This is a genomic window from Aestuariibaculum sp. M13 (assembly GCF_024723255.1).
Taxonomy (GTDB): Bacteria; Bacteroidota; Bacteroidia; order Flavobacteriales; family Flavobacteriaceae; genus Aestuariibaculum; species Aestuariibaculum lutulentum.
This window is the reverse complement of record NZ_JANIAC010000001.1, coordinates 1564591-1586705: the sequence shown is the minus strand read 5'-3', so window position 1 is coordinate 1586705 and position 22115 is coordinate 1564591. Positions and strand designations below refer to the sequence as shown.

The following is a 22115-nucleotide window of genomic DNA, read 5'->3' as shown; positions in this document are numbered from 1 at the left end:
CCGTTATTGGAATAATGGTTTAATAGGCTTCGCAACACTATCGAAATCCACTTCTTGTGGAATAATTGGCATTTGATTTCTTAATTTACCAATACCTTTCACTACAATTTTATCGCCTGCATTAACACCTGATGATACAACATAAAGTGCATCAGTTTTATCTTTTACAGTTATTAATGTTGCCGACACGGTATTGTCTTGGTTAACCTTGTAAACAAATGTTTGTCCTTGTTGCTCGTAAGTAGCCGATTGTGGTACCACAACAACCTGATTGTAATTGGTAGGAATTTCCACAGTTCCGCTATTTCCGTTAGCTATTAATAAATTCGGGTTTCCAAACATAGCTCTAAAGCTTACTGTTCCGGTAGTTGGATCGATTTGGCCTGTTACGGTTTGAATGGCTCCCTGCTCTTCATATTCTTGTCCATTTGCTAATAGTAAATTAACTTTCGGGAAGTTGTTTACTTTATCCTGAAGGGTTTTACCTTCCGTTTTTTGAATGAAGTTTAAATATTCGGTTTCATTCATTGCGAAGAACGCATAAACATTGTCTATACTCGCCACGGTAGTTAACGGTTTAGCACTTGTAGCGCTTACTAACGCACCTTCACGGTAAGGAATAGCACCCACATAACCATCAACAGGGCTGGTTACAGTCGCGTAACCTATATTTGCCACAATACTGTTGTAGTTACTTTTAGCCTGTAATAACTGGGCTTTTGCAGTTTCTAACTGTACTTCACTAATAATATTCTTTTCAACTAGAGGCACTAATTTATCAACCTCAACCTGAGCCGCATTCACATTAGCTTTTGCTGCTTCTGCATCCTGACTTAAGGATTGCGTTTCCAATTTAAATAAAGGCTGCCCTTTTTTAACTTTCTGCCCTTCGTCAATTAATACTTTTTGAATGTATCCTGACACTTTTGCACGAACCTCACTACTTATGGTTCCTTCAATAGTTGTAGGGTATTTTATAAACGAAGTCACATCTTTTTGAGTTAATGTAGTTACCGCAAACGGTAATGCCTGTGATTGCCCTTGAGCTGCCTGATTTTTATCGTTTCCGCAGGCTACGAATAACATCGTTGATAACATCAACGATAGTATAAAATAATTCTGTTTTATCATTTTCAGTGTATTGATTTTTCTAATTGGTTCTCTCTATTATTTTTGATTTTAATCTTAATATGGAATTGGTTGCTTCTTCTAAATACTGAAGGTAATCGTCGTGAAAATCTAAATCGAAGGCTTCTTCTTGACTTAATCTTCCCGACATATTTACCTTTTCTTTATAATCACGAATTTCCAGGTGAACATCTTTCTCTGTATTCCAGCTCTCTACCATTTGGTCAATGCTAATTAAAATGGTATCTCTTTTTATTATAAAGTACTTTTTTCTATCTCCGGGTTTAGTAAAATATTCAATCTTCTTTAAATCCTGTAGATGATTCAGATGAGTAGATATGGTGCTTTTACTGGCACATAAGTCGATAACCAGATCTTCGAAGGTTGTTCCTGTTTTTCCTTTTAGAATGGCATAAGCCATAATACGGGCTGCAACTGGGGCAAGCTGCTCTTTGTTCTCTAAAAATACGCCTAACTTTTCAATTAAGGTACTTCTTTCTTTACACGTCATCATTTCTTCAAAAATTTTGCGCAAATATACTGTTTAGTTCGGAACAAACCGAACTAAACGAAGTTAATTTTTGTTAAATAAAAAAAGCCGATGATTTCTCACCGGCTTAATTCTATATATTTTGATGCTTTTATAAAGCTGATTTAAACTGCTCTAAGAAACGCACATCGTTTTCACTTAATAAACGAATATCGTTAATCTGATGTAATAACATCGCAATACGATCGATACCCACACCAAATGCAAAACCTGAATATTCTTTAGAATCGATATTACAGTTTTCAAGAACATTTGGGTCTACCATACCACAACCACCGATTTCTAACCAACCGGTTCCTTTAGTAATACGGTAATCAGATTCTGTTTCTAACCCCCAGTACACATCAATTTCTGCACTTGGCTCGGTAAATGGAAAATAGGACGGACGTAATCGGATTTTAGATTTCCCAAATAACTGCGTTGTGAAATATTGTAATGTTTGTTTTAAATCGGCAAAACTTACTTCTTTGTCAATATACAATCCTTCAATTTGATGGAAAAAACAGTGCGAACGTGCCGAAATAGCTTCGTTTCTATACACACGTCCTGGTGAAATGGTACGAATTGGCGGCTGATTTTTTTCCATATAGCGCACCTGTACCGAACTGGTGTGTGTACGTAATAATACGTCTGGATTCGTTTGAATGAAGAAGGTATCCTGCATATCGCGTGCCGGATGGTATTCCGGTAAGTTTAATGCAGTAAAGTTATGCCAGTCATCTTCAATCTCCGGACCTTCACTAACGTTAAACCCAATGTTTGAAAAGATATCAATAATTTGATTTTTAACGATAGAAATCGGGTGACGAGCTCCTAAATTAATTGGGGCTCCCGGACGCGATAAATCACCGTAAACACCTTTTACTTCCTCTTTACTTTCTAACTCCTCTTTTAAGGCATTTACTTTTTCTTCAGCTGCTTTCTTTAGGGCATTAACGGCCTGACCAAACTCTTTCTTTTGCTCGTTTGCTACATTTTTAAACTCGGCAAAATACTGGTTTAATAATCCTTTTTTTCCTAAATATTGAATTCTGAAAGCCTCTACCTCTTCCTTAGTTTGCGCTTTAAACGCATCTGCTTCGGCTATAAGTTCTTTTATCTTATCTATCATAACATCCTTAAAATGATGGCAAATTTACTATTTTTTGTTTAGTTGCGTTAGGGATTGTAGTGTAAATCCTTTTGTTTTTACAAAAGATTGAAACGCAAAGCCCGACCCTTAAGGGTAACGCCCAAAATTTAATCGATATATTCGGCTTCGAGGAAGTAATTTACAATAGCCTCTTTCATTAATACACTTTGCTCACCAGCTTTTAAATGTGGCAACTGGGCCTTTACCTTGTAGTGCGGCCATTTATCGTCGTCGAAATAATCGAATTCGTAATATCCGTAAGGTTCTAAAAGGCGACAAATAGCAATGTGCATTAAATCTAACTTGTGATCTTTTTTAAATTTCAGGTGCGGTTGGCCCAATTCCTGAACGCCAATAAGATAAATAATAGCATCTAAATCTAACCTATCGCCATCGGCAAACTGTGAAGAAAGTTTCTCTACCACTAATTCCCAGCGCTCTTTTAATTGTTCGTCTCTTGCCATTTATATTGTGTTTTGCAGACCATGCCTGCGAAGTCGCAAAGTTAATTTATATTTGTTAAAAATCTTATAGAATATGAGTGTATTAGACATCGTTTTACTGGCCTTACTGTTATTTGGACTAATTAGAGGATTCTCAAAAGGGTTATTTGTAGAAGTTGCCTCTTTAGTTGCATTAATTGCCGGGGTTTACGGTGCGATTCACTTTAGTGATTATGCTGGATCTTTTGTTGAAGATAATGTAGACTGGGATGAAAAATACGTGAATATTGTATCGTTCGCCATTACCTTTATTGTTATTGTTTTAGTTATTGCTCTTGCTGGAAAGGCTCTTACAAAACTTGCCGATTTTGCGGCATTGGGCATTATCAATAAAGCTCTGGGAGGCATTTTCGGAGCTCTAAAAATAGGTTTGATTTTAAGTGTGATTTTAATCGTTTTCGATTCGATGAATAAAACCCTGCCGTTTGCCAGTGAAGAAAACTTAGAAGACTCGGTACTTTACGAACCAGTAAAGTCTTTAGCACCTATGATTTTCCCAAGTATTTTAAACAAAAAGAATATTTTAGACGATGAAGAAAATGAGGCTGAACCAAGTATGGAAACCCAATCTATTTAATTAATCTAAATGGTAAATCTCCCGTATTTTTTCAAGAATAGCTTCAAAATCTATTTTTAAATCGATGAGTTCTCCTGTGTGAATATCGAATACCCAACCATGTACTTTTAATCCGCGTTCGCGCACTGCTTTTTGTACCGCAGAGGTTTTAATAAGATTTACACACTGTTCCTGAACATTAAGTTCTACAAGACGTTCATACTTTTTCTCTTCATTCTCAATGGCATTCAATTCCCTTTTATGAAGTCGGTAAACATCACGAATGTTTCGTAACCATGGATTTAAAATTCCCAAATCGGCCGATTGCATAGCTGCTTTTACTCCTCCACAGGCATAATGCCCGCATACTACCACATGATTTACTTTTAAATGCATTACGGCATATTCTATAACCGACATGACATTTAAATCGGTTGCAATAACCATGTTGGCGATGTTACGGTGTACAAAGGCTTCGCCTGGCCCTAAGCCCATAAGTTCTTCGGCCGTCACACGGCTGTCGGAACATCCAATAAATAATAAATCGGGATTTTGACCTTCGCCTAAGGCTTCAAAATAATCAGGATCGACTTCGAGTTTACTTTCAATCCATTTCTTATTGTTTTCAAATACGCGCTCTAAATTCATAGTACAAAAATTACGAATTTAAAGGTAAGCTAAAAAACATTACAAGGCTTTAATATCTTGCTTGGCAATCCAGCCCGATTTTCCATCGGCGAGTTTTATTTTTTTCCAGTCTTCAACGGTATCGAGAATTTGAACCTTCGTACCTTCATGAAGTCTGAAGGCTTCCTCACTTCTATTATTCGGCTCACTCTTTACTTTACTCTCCTGAACAAACACTATGGCAGGTCGGTCTCTTTTATCTAAATTATATTTATGAAAAGCCAATGATAAACTTACACAAATTAATACCAAAGCGGCTAAACTCCCAATAAATGCCATACGCTTTCTAATGGTTGAATACGCAAAGTAATAAGCTAAAAACAGAACAACAAAACTGAAAACGAAAGCTACCGCTAATTTAGCCCATCCATCAAAACTCATAGTGTTGGTAAGCTTTTTAACGAATTTAGCAATACCACCTTCAGGCAATACATCAATGGCATCAATGGTCATGTTTCTTGCGAAACTTAAATTATTTTTAATATCGGCATCGTTAGGCGCTAATTGTAAAGCCTTTTCGAAATAATAAATACTTGGCGCGATATTATTAAGTTTATAATTGGCATTTCCTAAGTTGAAATACAATTCTGCCGATTCATTTTTAGTAGCTAAGATTGCTTCATACTTATCTATAGCTTCAGCATATTTTCCGTCGTTATAAAGTGCATTTGCTTTTTCAAAAAGCGTCTGATTTTGAGCAAACACTCCAAAACTTACCAAAACTAAAAGTGTAAATAATAACCTTTTCATCTTATCGTGCCTGTTTATCTATTAAAGAAATGGTCTTCGCCGCCTTATCGTAATCCTCCTGCATGGTCGCAATATCCATTGGCGTATATCGTGCCAATTCGCAGCTCTCTAATATGCTTTTAAAATCTTTAACCACATCATGTTCTACTTGCTTTTCAGTTAGTAATTCAGTAATATTCTCTTTACTTAAATCACTGGTTTCGATATGCAGTTTTGCTTTTAGATAATTATGTAATGCTTTCTCTAAAGCAATATAAAACTCTTCTTTTTTACCTAAAGATTTCTTGGCATGACCTAAATACTTTCTTGCCAGTTTATCTGCCTTACGAATTTTATTTCCGTAAACATCGGCATCGCGAACGGCTTTTTGTTTTCTAATAACAATAGCTACCGGGATTACTAAAAACGGTAATAATAATAAACTCCAGAATATATTAGTCTTGAAAAACTGAGAACGTTTCATGCTCTCAAATGCCGTATCTGTTTTTATAAACGCAAATTGATCGTTATTTAGTGTCACGGCTTGTTTTACCGTACTTGCAGTTCCTACGTTATTTGCAGAAGTATTATTGGTAGGACCTTCTAAAACATCAATAACCATTTCCTCCGACGACAAACGTTTATAGGTTTTCGTTTTTAAATCGAAATATGAAAATGAAATACTCGGAATCGGGTATTTACCTTTATACTGCGGCACTACCGTATAACTATCGGAAATACTTCCCTGCATGCCCGATAAATTAGTCCTCACCTCTTCATTGTATTCCGGTTCGTAAACCTCCAATGAACTTGGTAAAGATACCTTTGGCAACTTGAATAGTTTTAAATTACCGTTACCTTTTACTGTAACTTTAAGCTGAAGCGATTCTGCCGCACTTAACTCCTTTTTAGAGGCGGTAACATCGAAAATAAAATCTCCCACAGCACCGGTAAAATCCGATGGTTTACCGGCTTCTGGCAAGGCTTTTACATGAATCGTTCTGTTTCCTGCTGAAACCGTTCTGTTAGTTCGCGTCATTAACACCCCTCCAAAAATATCGCGACGGTTTGTAGGTACGCGTAAAGCAATATCCAATGTTAAAGGTTCAATAGTTAATTCACCTGTTTTCTGCGGATATAACACGGTTTTACGTAATACTAAGAAGCGATAATTTTCACCTTTGTAGGTTCCGTTTTGTACTTTTTGTCCTTGGGTATCTATATTCTGACTCCAGAAATCATTAAAACGAGGCGTGTCAATTTCATTCCAGTTATCGACAGCAACTGTAGGCGACACATAAAGTTTATAAACCACAGTAATCGCTTCATTTAAATACGGATCTTCCTTTGAGACCTCAGCCACCAAGTGCACACTTTCCGATGCTATATAATCCGGATTATTAGGATCCTTCGGAATATCGACTGCTGCAGTCACTTCAATTTTAACAGGCACTGTTTTATATACTTCCCCATCTATAGTTATAGACGCCTGGTTTATGGTAAATAATCCACGGCTTTTAGGAGCTAAAAAATAACTGTATGTTTTTTTAAAGGTGCGCACACCATTAATCCAGGAATTACTAACCGACTGATTTGGCCCACCAACAACAGTAAAATTTGAAAAATCGGGAGGATTAAAATTATCGCCATCCTGATTCATTTCAAAGTCTATGCGCAGGCGCTCGTTAACACCTAAAGTTTGCTTGCTTACTTTTGCTTCAAAGGTTACTTGTGCTGTTAAAATACTTGTAAATAGTATAGCTAACAGAAAGGTTATGTGTTTTATAAGTTTCATCATATTACGACATTAGATCTTTTGTTTACCCATAGGATTTCGTTTGAAATTGCAATTTGTAAACTGAAAATCGTCTATCCGTTTACCAGTCTTTTTCTGTTTTTATTTTTACGCCTTTAACCTTTTCTGCGTTCATTTTTTCCTGAACTTTTTGCTCCTGGTTATTCATGGCTTCTAATAAATTCTTTATTTGCTGAGGTGACATTTGCCCTTGTCTAGGTTGCTGAGGCTGTTCTTTCTCATCGCCCTGTCCTTTATCATCTTTTTCGTCTTTAGGCTTACCATCTTCATTTTCTTTATCATCACCATCCTTCTTATCCTGGTCGCCTTCGTCTTTATTATCTTTATTCTGATCGTCTTTGTCGTCGCCCTGATCTTTATCGTCTTTGTTTTGCTGATCTTCCTTATTCTCCTGATCCTTGTCCTTCTGCTGATCCTGATTATCTTTATTATCCTTATTATTTTCGTCCTGATCCTGCTGATCCTGATCTTTTTGTTGCTCAGCACATACTTTAGCCAACCCTAAATTGTAACGGGTTTCTTCATCTGAAGGATCATTCCTTAAAGCATTTTTATAAGCTTCAACAGCTTCCTTACACTTCTTATTCTCCATTAATACATTCCCAATATTATGGAATGCCTTATGCTTTTCAGATTTTGAAGTCGCGGTTTTAGTAGCCTGCTCTAAACGGTACAAGGCTTCATCTATATTTCCTTTTTTAATATAGGAATTCCCTAAATTATAAATTCCTGCAACAGATGATGGTTGTTCTGAAACTGCTTTTCTGTAAGCCATCTCTGCTGAAACAAAATCGTCATCCTCGATTAAATTATTAGCTTCATAAACATAACCATCGGCCTTTTTTTGTGCCAACAAAGCAAGCTTTTGCGCTTCTTCATCCTGAGCAAAAGCATTACAAACAAATAATGATAATATGATTAATACTAAGTTTTTCATCACTAATTTTATAATTCTAAGATATAAAACCCTATATTTTTGATAGTTAAAAATTATATAAAATATTCTTTTTAAATCCCTTTAATAAGATTTCCGCTTTCGCGGAAATTATAGGTTTTCATTAAATAAATTCAATTTCTTTAACCAGGCGGTTTTACGGTCTAATAAGAAAATATCAAGCAATAAAAAGAAAATAGCGAAGCCTAAAAACCACTGAAACTGATCTTTAAAATCGGCAAACTGTTTGGTTTCAAATTCCTTTTTATCCATATTGTTTAAAATGTCTCGAATACTTTCTACAACCTCGTTAGTATTCCTTCCATTTATATAAACTCCATTAGCCTCGCTGGCAATGGTTTTAAGTGTTTCTTCATTTAATTTTGTAATAACCGTTTCGCCGTTACTATCTTTCTTGTAGTTTAAAAGCACACCATTTCGCTTCTCTGGAATAGGACCACCTTTTACATCTCCAACACCAATTGTAAAAATACGAATGCCCTGTTCGTTAGCTTGCTCAGCTACAGCAGCGGCTTGCTCACTGTGATCTTCCCCATCAGAAATAATGATTAAAACACGATTGGTTTGTTCTTCATCATCAAAATAAGTGGTTGCTAATTTAATGGCTTCATTGATTGCTGTTCCTTGCGACGATAACATATCGGTATTCATGCCTTGCAAAAACATTTTTGCAGACGCATAATCGGTTGTAATTGGTAACTGCGGAAATGCTTTTCCCGCGTATGCGATAATACCCACACGGTCGCTTGCCAGATTATTAATAATTTGTGTTACCAGCTGCTTTGCTTTTTCCAATCGGTTTGGTGCAATATCTTCGGCTAACATACTTTTAGAAACATCGACAGCAAAAACCACATCTACACCTTCACGCTTTACAGTTTCCAATTTAGAACCTACTTTTGGATTTACCAAAGCAATAGCCAAACATGCAAAAGCCAGACTTAAAACAATAACCTTTAATACCGATTTAAACAATGATGTATTAGGACTTAATCGCTTAAGTAAAGCTTTATCGGCAAATTTACGTTGTGCCCTGTGTTTCCATATTTGAAGCACCAAAAAGAATAGGATTATTACCGGAATAACACCTAATACCCAAAACCATATTTTCTCTTCTAATTGATACATATTCTCTCTTTATCTTTCTTGGAATTGTTTAATTGAATTAAACAAAACTTCTAAAAATAGTGTTACGTAGCAAGAATTCTAAAAGTAGCATGAAACCTGCTAAAATAACTAACGGACGATATTTTTCGTCGTAGTTGTAATATTTAAATTCTTCTATTTCTGTTTTTTCCAGTTTATTAATTTCCTCGTAAATATCCTCAAGCTTTTTGTTGTCTGTCGCTCTAAAATACACGCCCCCTGTCACCTTAGCAATTTCCTTTAACAAAACCTCATCAATTTCAACCTGAATACGGCCATATTGAAACTCACCGGTTCTTGGGTCTATAGCCACCGGTGACAGCGCCATACCATTTGTTCCTAACCCAATGGTGTAGACTTTAATTCCATATTCAACAGCTAACTCACTGGCTATTTTAGGGTCTATAAAACCTGAATTATTCACTCCATCGGTTAACAGAATAATCACTTTACTCTTGGCTTTACTATCTTTTAAACGGTTAACCGAAGTGGCCAATCCCATACCAATGGCAGTTCCGCCTTCAATAACGGTATTATATTCAATCTCCTTTAACGAACGTAATACAATGGTTTTATCGCTAGTAATTGGCGTTTTGGTATAACTTTCTCCGGCGTATTCCACCAAACCAATACGATCGTTTGGTCTTCCTTTAATAAATTCGGCTGCGACATTTTTTAAAGCTTCAAGTCGGTTTGGACGTAAATCTTTCGCCAACATACTTGCCGATACGTCAATCGCCATAACAATATCGATACCACGTGTTGTTTTTGTTTTCGTCGATACATCAACCGTGCGTGGTCTGGCTAAAGCTGTAATTAATAAACCTAAAACCAATAATCGTAGTGCAAAAAGCAGGTGTTTAAATTTCGGCAATACCGAATTGGTCACCTTAAACCCTTTAATGCTTGATATTTTTAACTCGGCAGTTTGCTTATTATGTTTAAACACATACCACAAAATAGCGAATGGTAACAATAACAGTAACCAGAAAAATTCTTTGTTTAAAAACTCTATTCCTTCAAACATTACTTTTCTGATTTATTAAGTTCAACTGAGTTTAAAATACGCTCTACCATCTGATCTGCATAAGTATCATTCTTTTTCCATGTTAAACTAATTTGCTGAATAACACTTCCGGATGTAAAACCTAAAATAGCATAATTAGCTGTTTCAAATTTATCGGTATTTGGCACAGGCATATCTAAAGTTCCGAATACTTTTAATCCTTCAGCACCGTTAGGTGTGGTAAACTTTTCGCTTTTTGTAACTATATTTTGAGCTCCGGCTTGTTCTAAAACCTTCAAACTGTTATCTAAGGCTTTTTGCAAATCGATTTTATTCTCCTGCCCTTGATTTTGACTTAAATTTTTAATTTTAGTTGTCGTTACAACAACATAAAAACGATCAATTAAACTACCATAAGTAAACTGAGTTAAATCTATTTGTTGTGCAATATCTTCTGGTAATTCAGGCGTTGTACGTCTTAACACTTTAGGCGTAGAAATGGTTACCGGTGGTACACCATAATCACTGGTTACCCATTCGCCTTCTAAAAGTTCCTTCGTTTCGTGACCAATAATGGTATCCTTTACATAACCAAAACCATATTTAATTCCGAAACCAACAAAGGTTGCCGTTAACAGGAATAAACTAATAACTACCGTTAAAATGATTTTGTTTCGTTTCTTTTTACGTTCCTGCTCGGCTCTATATTTTTCATCCAGAAGCTTTTCTTCTTCACTTGGTTCTGGAAGAGCTTCTTTTACGTGATCGATTTCTAAGTCGATGGTTTTTCTATCTAATTTAGCCAATTCTACGTCTACCGCAGACTTCGCGAACTTTACTAAATCGGCACGTTTTAAAATGCTTTCAAGATTTTTAATGTCTTCCTGACTAATATCAACCTGATTACCATCTTTCAGTAATTTTAATCGGCTAATTAACTCATCAGTTGTACTTTCTAATGCACGATCGTAAACTTTTTCGTCGAGATATTTTCTAATGATAAAGGTTAACTCTGAATAGTAATCTTTAATTTCATCATTCTCTAAATAATGACTTTCATCTAATTTTTTTAAAGCTAGTTTTGCACGGTCGTAGGGAGGCAACAAAGCTATTTCCTCTTCTTCTGTTAACGGTTTCTTTCTCCAGATAAACCAATAAATCAGGAATGCAATAGCGCCTACAATCAACAAAGCTACCAACGCATATTTCCACCAATTACTCGCTGGTTTTTCAACTTCAATAATAGGTTTAATATCGTAAAGCCCTTGTTTTGTAGTATCTATAACCACATTTCTTACCTCAACCTGTAACGAATCGGTAAAAAAGGTTTTATCACCAACAATAATTTTTTGTCTCGGAATAGTATAAGCCCCTGAATCGAACTGCGTTAATCCGTATTTTTTAATCAGGTTGAATTTCTCTTTATTCTTCAAGGTATCTACATCGTATGAATCAATAACCTCTAACGGATTGAAGGTTTGTCCTTCAGGAAAAACAACCAGATTCGTAGAATCGGTTTCCACAGAAACCGTATAGGTAATTTGTTGTCCGATTTTAATAGACGTAGAATCGATAGTCGATTTAACCTGCGCACCGGCAACAAACGAAAACAATACAAAACATACAGAAAACAAGATTGAAATCGGAAGGTTTTGACCTTTAGATTTTTGATTCATAATGTTCATTTTGTAACTCATATATGGTTTATCCTCTTCGTTTAAAATAGCCCAACATTTTTTTAACATAGCTCTCATCAACACGACAATCTATAGTTCCTGCTCCAGCCTTGTTAAAGCTTTCTTTATAATAATTTACTTTTTCCTGATAGTACTTCGCGTAGTTTAAACGTACTTTTTTAGACGATGTATTTACCAGCATATATTCACCAGTTTCCTCATCCTGCATTTGTACAACGCCTAAGTTTGGAATCTCTTCCTCACGTTTATCATACACACGAATTCCGGTTACATCGTGCTTGCCTGCGACAATTTTCATGGTATGATGATAATCGTCGGCAATAAAATCTGACAACACAAACACAATTGCCTTTTTCTTCATGACGTTTTGCATGAATTTTAATGCTTCTGCTAAATTGGTTTGTTTGCTTTCCGGTTCAAATTCAATTAACTCCCGAATAATACGAAGAACATGAGAACGTCCTTTTTTAGGCGGAATATAAAGCTCGACCTTATCGGAAAATAAGATTAATCCGATTTTATCGTTATTCTGTGTTGCCGAAAAGGCCAACGTTGCAGCAATTTCGGTAACCACTTCATTTTTAAATTGCTGATCGGTACCAAATAGTTCTGAACCCGACACATCGACCATAAGCATCATGGTGAGTTCGCGCTCTTCCTCAAACACTTTTACAAAGGGTTCGTTATAACGTGCAGTAACGTTCCAATCGATATTACGGACATCGTCACCAAAATGATACTGACGAACTTCACTAAACGTCATACCACGCCCTTTAAAGGTAGAATGGTATTCTCCTCCGAAGATATGATCAGACAAACGACGTGTCTTAATCTCTATTTTTCGTACTTTTTTTAGTAAATCTTTTGTATCCATTTTTCAATCATCATTAATAAACAAGCAAACTGCAACAGATACTATTAAGGCACTTCTATTTCGTTTACAATTTTATTGATGATGTCTACTGAAGTTACATTTTCTGCCTCAGCTTCGTAAGTAATACCAATTCTGTGTCTTAACACATCGTAAACCACAGCTCGCACATCTTCTGGAATCACATATCCACGACGTTTAATAAAGGCGTAACATTTAGCAGCTGTTGCTAAGTTAATACTACCACGTGGTGATGCTCCGAATGATATTAATGGTTTTAAATCGGCAAGTTTATATTTTTCAGGATAACGTGTTGCAAAAATGATATCAAGAATGTACTTCTCGATTTTCTCATCCATATAAACCTCACGCACCGCTTTTTGTGCATTTAAAATCTGTTCAATAGATACTACAGGATTTACTTTCTCCCAAGCCCCTTTTAAATTCGCGCGCATAATTAACTGCTCTTCTGCTATTTTAGGGTAGTCGATAACGGTTTTTAACATAAAACGGTCTACCTGAGCTTCCGGTAACGGATAGGTTCCTTCTTGCTCTACCGGGTTTTGTGTTGCCATTACTAAGAATGGTTTATCTAACGGAAAGGTATCATCTCCAATAGTTACCTGCTTTTCCTGCATCGCCTCAAGTAACGCCGCCTGAACTTTTGCAGGCGCTCTGTTAATCTCATCGGCTAAGACGAAGTTTGCAAAAATAGGTCCTTTTTTGATAGAGAAATCATTGACCTTCATGTTATAGATTAAAGTACCAGTAACATCGGCAGGTAATAAATCTGGTGTAAACTGAATACGGCTAAAACTACCGTGAACCGCTTGCGACAAGGTATTAATAGCTAAGGTTTTTGCCAGACCCGGAACCCCCTCTAATAAAATATGCCCTTGACCAAGTAATCCGATAAGCAATCTTTCAACCATGTACTTTTGCCCTACGATAACCTTATTCATCTCAAGCATTAGTAAGTCTACAAAAGCACTTTCTTTTTCAATTTTTTCGTTAATTGTCTTAATATCAATTGTACCTGTATCTTCCATCATTATTAGAATTTTTAAAAGCCGAATATAATACGCTTATTCGAGCAATGCAAATTGTTAATTTTTTTCTTCGAAGCCTGTTAACAATTGGTTAAAATAAATATTTTAAGAAGTTAATAATAGGTTAAAACAAAAAAAAGCAATGCGAATTGCATTGCTTTTAAAATTTTAAGGATTTTATTAATTATTATGCAGAAGCTGTTAAAGCAACTTCACCAACTGCAGTATCTGCACCCGGATTAACTGTTACTTCAATAGTTACACCATCATAACCTTCAGCAGAAACCGTTAAGGTATAGGTTCCCGCAGGCACATCTTCTAAAAGGAAAGCGCCTTCAACTGTCTCAACCGAAATAACAACATCGTTAGATGCATCTTCATCTCCCATATCGTCAACAAGAATTGAGGCTGCAGCATTAATGCCCTCTGCCAAACCTGAAACCGTACCAGATACAGAACCCGGTTTTAATGCTAAAACAATAGGCTGTGCTATAGTCGTAATTTCACCATTTATAACAACGACATCCAAAGCACTTGCACTTCCATAATCTGATGATTCATTTTCTGGAGTAGCTATCACTTCATAAGTTCCTGCTGGCACTCCCCATAATGCAAAACCACCATTCTCGTCTGTATAGGCAGAAATAACAAAATCGTCTTCAGTCTCTTCTGTTCCCATATCATCTACTAATACTGAAACCATCGCAGGAAGTGCTTCCATTGGTTCTACAGTACCTTCAATAATACCAGAATTTACCTCTGCACTTGCGTAAATTACAGGCTTTAAAATAATATTATCTGAATTTCCAGCCATTACAATAGATTTCTCAACATCGAAATCTAACACGTAATCGTAAGTGAAACCTTCTTCTAAAACCGCGTCAATTTTCATTTTTAATCCTGATTGCTGCGCACTTGGAGTTTTTAACGGGTAATTTTCAATAGTTCCTTCTTCGTCTATGGCAATATCGATATTGTTTCCATCACCTAACACTAAACGCATTTGGCTTAAGGTTCCGGCTGGAATCTGGTATTGATCAACCAATACTTTACTAAAACCTCCTGTAAAGTCTAATAAATTAACCATTCCGCCGTTAGCTTCAAGAGAAATCCATCCGCTCTCACTATCGCTGTTATCGTTCATTTTAATCATCACATCAACAATGTTTACATTTACGGCAGCATAATCGCCAGGGGCATCAACAAGTCTAACTGAAATTTTTGGTGCTTCGGCGCTTACTCCATCAGAATCAGAGTCTTTACAACCGAAAACAAAAGTTAATAATAACAGTGGTAAAATAAATTTTAGCTGTTTTAAAGTTTTCATAGGGTAATTTTTTTTAGATTAACTATTGTATATATACGCAGCAAAATAGAATACGGACTATATACAACCTCTATTTACTGAATCCAAAACCACTATAAAAGCGGCAAAGGCTATCAACAAAATAAAGTTTAATTTCTTTTTCAATTTTAAAATTCGGAGAATCAATTTACCCATTTAAACTTGTTTTTAAGTACTTTTATATATGAATTGCAGATAAATTGATATGAACTGCAAAATACTTGACCTTTAAATTTTATTACTAAAATTACTGATGACAAAAACAGCCTTAATAACCGGAGCAACGAGCGGAATTGGAAAAGCAACGGCATACGAATTTGCTAAACACGGTATTAAATTGGTGTTATGCGGCAGACGTTTAGAGCGCCTGGAAATGCTGAAAAATGAATTAAACACTTTAACTAAAGTTCATATTTTAAACTTTGATGTAAGTAACAAAACCGAAACGTTTAAAGCCCTTGAAAATCTACCCGAAGATTTTAAAACCATAGATATTTTAATAAATAATGCGGGAAATGCGCATGGTCTAGATCCTATTCAAGACGGCAGTATCGACGATTGGGATGCCATGATGGACATAAATGTAAAAGGACTGCTTTATGTAAGTAAAGCCATTATTCCACAAATGACTGAGCGTCAATCCGGACACATTATTAATATTGGTTCATCGGCAGGAAAAGAAGTATACCCAAAGGGCAATGTATACTGTGCCAGCAAACATGCAGTATTAGCAGTAACTGAAGGTATGCGCATTGATTTAAATCCGTTTGGCATAAAAGTTAGTGCTGTAAATCCGGGATTGGTTGAGACTGAATTTTCACAAGTCCGTTTTAAAGGCGATGAAAAAGCCAAAGATGTATATAAAGGATTCAAAGCTTTGCAAGCCGAAGATATTGCAGAAATTATCTATTTTGTAGTATCGCGTCCCATCCATGTTAATATTGCCGATTTACTGGTATTTCCAACAGCGCAAGCCAATAGTACTACCGTGAAAAAAGAATTATAATTTATGATTAACAAACGCCTGCTTATAAAACATTTATTAGCCCATAATGACGAAAACAGCTTTTACGACAAAAAGCGCAAGGTTGATATTAGTTTTAAAGAAGGTAAGGCAAAGTTTTTAAAACATGTTTGTGCGCTATCAAATAGTAATCCTAAAAACAATTCGTATATTCTAATTGGCGTCGAAGATCACGACAACCAGATTGTTGGTGTCGACTTTTTTGACGATAGTAAAATTCAAAACCTGATTAATGCGTATTTAACCAATCCCCCAATTGTGCAGTATGAAAACATCTCGTTTCCACATTTACCCGACGACAAAGTTGTTGGATTGGTTACCATACGTCCTACAGGAAAAATAACCTCACTCCGAAAAAATATCTGGAAATATTACGGAGGATCTGTTTTCTTTAGAGATGGCAGTATGAGTATGCCTAAAGTGTTTGATATTGAAATAAAGGATATCAACTCTAAAATTGTTGAAGCCATTGAAAACAATGCACAAAACAATATTGAACACACCTTAAACGGCGTTTTCGACTTTATGAATCTTCATAAAGATTACAATCCACAGTATAAAGTTTTTAAGGAGTATTTTGTAGTCTGTTGGTCAGGTCAGAAGAAAGTTGTAAAAGATGAAACTTTTTACTCTCGAGTAGATATCAAACTCATCAACGAACAGGTACTACTGTTTTTTTCAGCTTTAGATGAAGTTGCCATAACCATAAACGACGATTCTTTTAAAATTGTTGAATATGTAAATCTTGGATTTCAAAACGCAAACAAGTATTACCAACTTGAAGAAACAATTATTCAATTTGAAAATAACGCCAGTTATAACATTGATACCAAATTACTTTTCGAGCCACCACAATACGATAAAAAGGTACTATATCATATTTACAATACCAATAACACTATTTTAGAGAAGCTGAAGAAAGGGCTTTCGTTTACCCCAAATGAAGAAGCCGATTTAAAAAATTTACCGGTTACCTACTTAATATGCTACTTTAATTCGTTTCACGATGCCATCGATAAACTTAATGAAGCAAAACCTTATTTAAGAAATTATAGTGAATCGCTATACCAACTTTATAAAGAAACCATCAGAATTTTAAGAAAAGTAAAATATAGTTGATAAAAAGTTTCTTAATTTTAATTTAATATAAAATATTCACACCATATAGGAAAATTCATTATATTTGAACTGCTATTAATCTTTTTAAGATATGACCTTGTTTCTAATCGAGCTTGCTCAAACTGAAACAAGGTCTTTTAGTTTTCTGCAATTACAAATCGAATTTTATACCTTGAGCTAAAGGTAATTCAGTCGTATAATTAATGGTATTGGTTTGACGGCGCATATAGACTTTCCATGCATCAGAGCCTGATTCACGTCCTCCGCCAGTTTCTTTTTCACCACCAAAAGCACCACCAATTTCAGCTCCCGAAGTTCCTATATTTACATTAGCAATGCCGCAATCTGATCCTGCAACAGATAAAAAGCGTTCGGCTTCACGTAAATTATTGGTCATAATTGCCGATGACAACCCTTGAACCACGCCATTTTGAATCTCAATGGCTTTTTCCACATCACCTGAATATTTCAACAAATACAGTACTGGTGCAAATGTTTCATGCTGAACAATATCGAAATGAGGTTGCGCTTCGGCAATTGCTGGTTTCACATAACAACCACTTTCAAAACCTTCCCCTGATAAAACACCGCCTTCAACAATTATCTTACCACCTTCTTTCACAACTTTAACTAATGCATTTTGGTAATTCTTAACAGCATCGGTATCAATTAATGGTCCAACATGATTTTTTTCATCCAGCGGATTACCAATACGTAATTGTTTATAGGCATCGACAATAGCCGATTTTACTTTATCGTAAATACTGTCATGAATGATTAATCGACGTGTACTGGTACAACGCTGTCCTGCTGTTCCGACAGCTCCAAAAACAGCTCCAATAACCGTCATTTTTATATCGGCATCCGGAGTTACAATAATAGCATTATTACCTCCCAATTCGAGCAAACTTTTTCCTAAACGTGCAGCAACTTCCTGAGCCACAATCTTACCCATTCTAATAGAACCGGTTGCCGAAACCAGAGGTATGCGTTTATCTTTAGTAATTAACTCCCCAACCTGATAATCGCCATTTACTAAACACGAAATCCCTTCAGGTAAATTATTCGCTTTAAAAACTTCGGCTGCAATATTCTGACAAGCAATACCACAAAGCGGTGTTTTTTCACTTGGTTTCCACACACATACATCTCCACAAATCCATGCTAATGCCGTATTCCACGACCATACTGCTACTGGAAAATTAAAGGCTGAAATAATACCAACCACACCAAGCGGATGGTACTGCTCATACATACGATGCCCCGGACGCTCTGAATGCATCGTTAAACCGTGAAGCTGACGCGATAGTCCCACAGCAAAATCGCAGATATCAATCATTTCCTGAACTTCGCCAAGACCCTCTTGATAAGATTTTCCCATTTCGTAAGAAACCAGCTTACCCAGAGCTTCTTTCTTCTCGCGAAGTTTTTCACCAAACTGACGCACTATTTCACCACGCTGCGGTGCAGGCATTAATCGCCAGGTTTTAAATGCCATTGTTGCTGTTTCTAAAACCTGTTCATAATCGGCTTTTGTAGTTGATTTTACCTGAGCAATAAGTTGTCCATCAACAGGAGAATAACTTCCGATTAAATCTCCCGAACCAAAATTATCCGCCCCTGTTGATGTTCCTTCATTTATATCTTTAACCCCTAAAATTTCAAGAGCTTTATCTATACCAAAACTTACAGTTTCTGCCTGCATATTTTATCGATTTATTATTAATTTTAATATTCTTTACGAATATAACAATTAAATAACGGTTTTCTCGAACAGATATTCAGAAGATTTCACTGGAACTTCTTTTTCTTCTTTATGCTTTTTATTAACTAAACTTCGAATAACCAAATAGCCTAAAATACCTGAAATGAGGGAACCCCCTAAAATTCCGACTTTAGCCGAACTCAACAACACTTCATCTGCAAATGCTAAATTGGCAATGAATAAAGACATGGTAAAACCAAGTCCGCCGAGTAAAGCTGCTCCTAAAATATATTTGAAATCAACCCCAACAGGTAAGTATGCTATCTTGGCTTTAACAGCCAACCAGGAAGCCAAACTTATACCTATAAATTTACCTAAAATCAATGCAATAGCTATCGGAACAGCTAAACCAAAATTAATCTCCGAATCACTAGCTAGACTCACTCCAGCATTGGCAAAAGCAAATACCGGCATGATAAAAAAGACAATCCATGGGTGTAAATCATGTTCTATTTTCTGCAATGGTGAATTAATGCTTTCTGAAGCCATTCTAATATCGATAGCCGCATGAACATGCTCTTCTTTTAAAATATGGTGTGTTGTAATATGCTCGCGTTCTTCAGAAAATCTTTTTAAAGACGCTTTAATTTTTTCAAAGAAACCATCTAAAGTTGTGGTTCTTGTTGCCGGAATAGTAAACGCCAGCAATACTCCTGCAATGGTTGGATGTATTCCCGATTTTAAAAACAAAATCCAAACAACAACACTTAATGGGAAGAAAATAAATTTAGAGAAGTATTTTTTCATTCCTAAAATTGTCATGAAAAGTAAAATAACAGCCGAATACAGAATAAGCATTAAATTGATGTCGGTGACATAAAACACCCCAATAACAACAACCGCTGCCAAATCATCTACAATAGCGAAAGCTGTTAAAAAGACCTTTAATCCTAATGGTACTCGTTTACCAAATAACTTTAAAACACCAAGTGAAAATGCAATATCGGTCGCCATTGGTACCCCCCAACCTGATTTCAATTCCGGATTTGAAATCATTGTTATATATATGATAATAGGAACAATAACGCCTCCCAAAGCGGCTATTACAGGCAATGATGCTTTTCTGATGGACGATAACTCCCCGTCTAATATTTCTCGTTTAATTTCAAGCCCTACGTGAAAAAAGAAGATAGCCATTAAACCATCGTTAATCCAAAGATAAAAGGGTTCGGTTAACTCAAATCCATTATGCACAAATCCAAAGGTAAATTCACTTTTTAATAAATCGTGATACATAGAACTCCAAGGAGAGTTCGCTACAATTAATGCCAAAGCTGTAGTAAACAACAATAAAAAGCTTCCTGAGTTTGAAGACTTTATAAAGCGGTTTATAGGGTCTAATATCTTATTCATTTTTCAAAAAAAATCTGTTTCGGATTCCAAGATACAAATAACAACCCCTGTAAAATATGACAATTATCAAGTTTAGAATGAAGCACTTATATGAAATCTAAATTTTATAAAAAACACCTACCTTTAAAACAACCAAAAATCCATATCTCATGTCTCGATTTATTTTAGCCTTTTGCTCATTTATAATTTGTCTTTCATGTAAAAATGAAACTAAAAGTATTGAAGCCTTAACAACTAAGGAACCAACTTTCGCCATCGTTATTCACGGTGGAGCAGGAACGATTTTAAAGAAAAATATGACGCCTGAAAAAGAAGCGTTATATAAAGCGAAGCTGGAGGAAGCTATTAAAGTTGGTTATCAAATTTTAAAAAACGGAGGCAGTAGTTTAGATGCCGTACAAAAAACAATTAATGTTTTAGAAGACTCACCTTTATTTAACGCTGGAAAGGGAGCAGTTTTTACTAACGCAGGAACTAACGAACACGATGCCTCCATTATGGATGGAAAAACATTAAATGCCGGAGCATCAGCGGGAACTAAAACCGTTAAAAATCCGATAGATTTAGCTCGAGCGATTATGGAACATTCTCCCCACGTAATGTTATCCGGAGAGGGCGCGGAGCAATTTGCAACCGAACAAGGTTTACATATTGTAGATTCTTCATACTTCTACACAGAAAACAGATTTAATTCCCTTAAAAAAGTAAAAGCCTCTGAACAGGTTGCTTTTTACGATGACGAAATTAAAGATTCTAAATTCGGAACTGTGGGTTGTGCTGCTCTAGATAAAAACGGCAATCTTGCAGCAGGAACCTCGACCGGAGGCATGACCAACAAACGCTGGGGACGTATTGGTGACTCCCCAATTATTGGTGCGGGAACGTATGCTAACAATAATACCTGTGCTATTTCATGCACCGGTTGGGGTGAATTTTTTATCCGTTCGGTGGTTGCTCATGATATCTCTGCTCTTATGGAATATAAAGGCTTATCAATTGAAGAAGCTGCCAAAGAAGTTATACAAAATAAAGTACCGGCTTTAGGTGGCGATGGCGGTATTATTGGGGTTGACAAACACGGTAATATTGCTATGGAATTCAATACGGCTGGCATGTACAGAGCCACTATGAATGCTAACGGCGACTTATATATTGGAATTTACGGAAATTAAACGCAACCTTTTCTTACTTTCTGTATCTCATCTTTAAATGATATAACTACTATGAAAATTTTCAGCTTATTCCTTGGTCTTTTTATTTTATTATCTTGTAATTCAGATTCTGATGAAAACGGAATTGACTGTTCCTCGATAACTATTGTACCTCCATCTATATTATTGAAAATAACAAATTTAACTGGTGATAATTTAATTGAAAAAGAAACTTATATCTCTAATAATATTACAATAGAATTTAATAATGATTTATATAAAAATGTTGTAAATCAAAACTTTGAAAATTTCAAAAATCTTATAAATATTCCGCTTTACGGCACCGATATGGAAAGAGAATATAAAATCAACTTATCTGAAACAGAAACCGACATTTTAAATTTAAATGTATCATTTAAGGAAGGCGCTTGCGGAATTAAAATAGCAACTCCCAACTCAGCTACTTACAATGGTAATACAGTTACTATAGAAGATTACAACAACAATTATCTTATTACCGTTGTAAAATAGAT

21 protein-coding genes are annotated in these 22115 nt (G+C 35.7%); 5 read left to right on the top strand and 16 right to left on the bottom strand.

From position 1 onward, the window contains the following. Window positions 1–3: 3 nt before the first annotated feature. From NO995_RS06870 to NO995_RS06855, 4 genes are all read right to left on the bottom strand, one after another. Complete coding sequence (locus NO995_RS06870) at window positions 4–1131, bottom strand: efflux RND transporter periplasmic adaptor subunit (protein ID WP_258226827.1); 1128 nt, start codon at window positions 1129–1131, stop codon at window positions 4–6. Between the two features lie 19 nt (window positions 1132–1150). Then, a complete protein-coding gene (locus NO995_RS06865) occupies window positions 1151–1642 on the bottom strand; it encodes a GbsR/MarR family transcriptional regulator (RefSeq protein WP_258226826.1) in 492 nt (163 codons plus the stop codon). Window positions 1643–1769: 127 nt separating this feature from the next. Further along, window positions 1770–2789: a phenylalanine--tRNA ligase subunit alpha gene (gene pheS, locus NO995_RS06860; RefSeq protein WP_240572622.1), complete on the bottom strand. Its 1020-nt coding sequence runs from the start codon at window positions 2787–2789 to the stop codon at window positions 1770–1772. A 128-nt stretch (window positions 2790–2917) separates the two neighbouring features. Continuing rightward, complete coding sequence (locus NO995_RS06855; protein WP_258226825.1) at window positions 2918–3274, bottom strand: hypothetical protein; 357 nt, start codon at window positions 3272–3274, stop codon at window positions 2918–2920. 73 nt (window positions 3275–3347) lie between these two features. Here NO995_RS06855 and NO995_RS06850 point away from each other — a divergent pair, with 73 nt between their 5' ends. Next, window positions 3348–3890, top strand: a complete 543-nt coding sequence (locus NO995_RS06850; RefSeq protein ID WP_258226824.1) for a CvpA family protein — start codon at window positions 3348–3350, stop codon at window positions 3888–3890. Here the strand turns inward: NO995_RS06850 and NO995_RS06845 are convergent, their stop codons facing one another. The 10 genes from NO995_RS06845 to NO995_RS06800 form a co-directional block, all read right to left on the bottom strand. Next, the gene (locus tag NO995_RS06845; protein ID WP_258226823.1) at window positions 3891–4517 is read right to left on the bottom strand and encodes a carbonic anhydrase; all 627 of its coding nucleotides are present in this window, start codon (window positions 4515–4517) and stop codon (window positions 3891–3893) included. Window positions 4518–4556: 39 nt separating this feature from the next. Beyond that, window positions 4557–5306 (bottom strand): SH3 domain-containing protein, encoded by a 750-nt coding sequence (locus NO995_RS06840; RefSeq protein ID WP_240572618.1) that lies wholly within the window; start codon window positions 5304–5306, stop codon window positions 4557–4559. 1 nt (window position 5307) lies between these two features. Then, window positions 5308–7080, bottom strand: coding sequence for a BatD family protein (locus NO995_RS06835; RefSeq protein ID WP_258226897.1), 1773 nt, complete (start codon window positions 7078–7080; stop codon window positions 5308–5310). A gap of 82 nt (window positions 7081–7162) precedes the next feature. Further along, window positions 7163–8038, bottom strand: a complete 876-nt coding sequence (locus NO995_RS06830) for a tetratricopeptide repeat protein (RefSeq protein WP_258226822.1) — start codon at window positions 8036–8038, stop codon at window positions 7163–7165. A gap of 108 nt (window positions 8039–8146) precedes the next feature. Next, window positions 8147–9184 (bottom strand): VWA domain-containing protein, encoded by a 1038-nt coding sequence (locus tag NO995_RS06825; protein WP_240572616.1) that lies wholly within the window; start codon window positions 9182–9184, stop codon window positions 8147–8149. A gap of 37 nt (window positions 9185–9221) precedes the next feature. Then, window positions 9222–10229: a VWA domain-containing protein gene (locus tag NO995_RS06820; RefSeq protein ID WP_258226821.1), complete on the bottom strand. Its 1008-nt coding sequence runs from the start codon at window positions 10227–10229 to the stop codon at window positions 9222–9224. Further along, on the bottom strand, window positions 10229–11905 hold the full coding sequence (locus NO995_RS06815) for a BatD family protein (protein ID WP_375141542.1): 1677 nt from the start codon (window positions 11903–11905) through the stop codon (window positions 10229–10231). Before NO995_RS06815 ends, NO995_RS06820 begins: the two co-directional genes overlap by 1 nt. A gap of 7 nt (window positions 11906–11912) precedes the next feature. Next, window positions 11913–12779: a DUF58 domain-containing protein gene (locus tag NO995_RS06810; RefSeq protein ID WP_258226819.1), complete on the bottom strand. Its 867-nt coding sequence runs from the start codon at window positions 12777–12779 to the stop codon at window positions 11913–11915. 44 nt (window positions 12780–12823) lie between these two features. Continuing rightward, on the bottom strand, window positions 12824–13825 hold the full coding sequence (locus NO995_RS06805; protein WP_375141546.1) for an AAA family ATPase: 1002 nt from the start codon (window positions 13823–13825) through the stop codon (window positions 12824–12826). 187 nt (window positions 13826–14012) lie between these two features. Then, on the bottom strand, window positions 14013–15152 hold the full coding sequence (locus tag NO995_RS06800) for a DUF4382 domain-containing protein (protein WP_258226817.1): 1140 nt from the start codon (window positions 15150–15152) through the stop codon (window positions 14013–14015). A 271-nt stretch (window positions 15153–15423) separates the two neighbouring features. On the opposite strand from NO995_RS06800, the gene NO995_RS06795 reads away from it, so the two are divergent. After that, a complete protein-coding gene (locus NO995_RS06795) occupies window positions 15424–16176 on the top strand; it encodes an SDR family NAD(P)-dependent oxidoreductase (protein ID WP_258226816.1) in 753 nt (250 codons plus the stop codon). 3 nt (window positions 16177–16179) lie between these two features. Beyond that, window positions 16180–17313 (top strand): ATP-binding protein, encoded by a 1134-nt coding sequence (locus NO995_RS06790; RefSeq protein WP_258226815.1) that lies wholly within the window; start codon window positions 16180–16182, stop codon window positions 17311–17313. A gap of 151 nt (window positions 17314–17464) precedes the next feature. Here the strand turns inward: NO995_RS06790 and NO995_RS06785 are convergent, their stop codons facing one another. Together NO995_RS06785 and nhaA are read right to left on the bottom strand one after the other, a co-directional pair. Then, complete coding sequence (locus tag NO995_RS06785) at window positions 17465–19018, bottom strand: aldehyde dehydrogenase family protein (RefSeq protein WP_258226814.1); 1554 nt, start codon at window positions 19016–19018, stop codon at window positions 17465–17467. A gap of 48 nt (window positions 19019–19066) precedes the next feature. Next, on the bottom strand, window positions 19067–20431 hold the full coding sequence (nhaA, locus tag NO995_RS06780) for a Na+/H+ antiporter NhaA (RefSeq protein ID WP_258226813.1): 1365 nt from the start codon (window positions 20429–20431) through the stop codon (window positions 19067–19069). 149 nt (window positions 20432–20580) lie between these two features. Between nhaA and NO995_RS06775 the strand changes: the two genes are divergently transcribed. After that, window positions 20581–21603: an isoaspartyl peptidase/L-asparaginase family protein gene (locus NO995_RS06775; RefSeq protein WP_258226812.1), complete on the top strand. Its 1023-nt coding sequence runs from the start codon at window positions 20581–20583 to the stop codon at window positions 21601–21603. Between the two features lie 51 nt (window positions 21604–21654). Then, complete coding sequence (locus NO995_RS06770) at window positions 21655–22113, top strand: hypothetical protein (protein WP_258226811.1); 459 nt, start codon at window positions 21655–21657, stop codon at window positions 22111–22113. The last annotated feature ends 2 nt before the right edge of the window (window positions 22114–22115 follow it).